The 1,296-nt window shown below is 58.3% G+C and carries 2 protein-coding genes; both read right to left on the reverse strand.

The window, feature by feature from the left end; translation table 11 throughout:
- Positions 1–642, reverse strand: a 642-nt coding sequence (locus A2J01_RS12245; RefSeq protein WP_064112797.1) for an amino acid ABC transporter permease, incomplete at its 3' end; no start/stop codon positions are given.
- Positions 639–1,296 (reverse strand): amino acid ABC transporter permease (locus tag A2J01_RS12250; protein WP_064112798.1); only part of this gene is annotated, 658 nt, incomplete at its 5' end. The genes A2J01_RS12250 and A2J01_RS12245, both read right to left, overlap by 4 nt.

Below are 1,296 nucleotides of genomic sequence, written 5' to 3' on the forward strand. Positions count from 1 at the left end.
GGAGTCCTTCAACGCCACGACCATCTGTGAAATCAGGGCCGGGAGCATGGCGGTAACCGCCTGGGGGAGCAGGATCGTCACCATGATCTGCGTCTTGCGCATACCAAGTGCCTTGGCGGCCTCACTTTGCCCTCGTGGGAGTGAGTTGATTCCGGCACGGACGATCTCGGCGATCACAGAACCGTTGTACAGAGTCAGACCCACGACGACTGCCGCGAGTGCGAGGTACTTGGACTTGAAGACCTCGTATTCGGCGAACACCTGATACGAGAAGATCATCAGAATCAGAACCGGTACTGCTCGGAACAATTCGACGATGACGCCGCAAATCTTCCGAATGATGTTGTGCTCGGAGAGTCGGCCGATACCCAGTGCAGAACCGAGGATGAGCGCGAAGACGATGGACATCGCAGCCGCGATCAGCGTTCCCCGGATGCCGGGTATCAGATACGTTGTCCACGACGTGGATTCGAGGAACGGATCCCACTTCGCTGCTGTCAGCTGGCCCTTTTCGTCGAGTGCGCGGTAGATGACGTAACCGATTGCGACCATGAGTGCAGCGACGACAAGGGACGCTAATCGGTAGAGATTTCGCGCTCTCGGACCTGGCGCGTCGTAGAGGACTGTTGCGCGGTTGCTCATCGTGAAACCTCGAATCGCTTGCTCAGCTTGCCGAAGATCAAGCCCATGGGAAGTGTCAGGATCACGAAACCGACAGCGAAGATTCCACCGACGACAAAGATCGCCGCTTCGTTTTCGATCATCTTCTTCATCAGCGCTGAGGCTTCGGATACGCCGATCACCGCGGCGATGGTCGAGTTCTTGGTCAGTGCGATCAGCACGCTACCCAGCGGTGCTGTGACCGCGCGAAATGCCTGAGGCAGGACGATCAGCCGAAGATTTTGTGCAAACGACAGACCGAGTGATCGGCCCGCTTCGGCCTGGCCGACCGGAACGGTATTGATTCCCGATCGAAGTGACTCACACACGAACGCGGCGGTGTAGACACTGAGGCCGAGGACGGCGAGTCGGAAGTTGTTGTCCACCAGAAAAGTCGGCGAATCCGACTTGGCGAGGTTGACTCCGAGCGTCTGCGAAAGACCGAACAGACAGAACAACAGAATCAGTGTGAGGGGGGTATTGCGGAACACGGTCACGTACGCGGCGCCCAGGAATCGGGCGACCGGGACCGGTGACACGCGCATCGCCGCGATCAGCACACCGATGATGACAGCGCCGATCGCGGAGAAAAATGTCAGCTGGATCGTGGTCCAGAAGGCTTCCAGAAGCTGGTCG

Source organism: Rhodococcus sp. EPR-134 (genome assembly GCF_001647205.1).
Taxonomy (GTDB): domain Bacteria; phylum Actinomycetota; class Actinomycetes; order Mycobacteriales; family Mycobacteriaceae; genus Rhodococcus_F; species Rhodococcus_F qingshengii.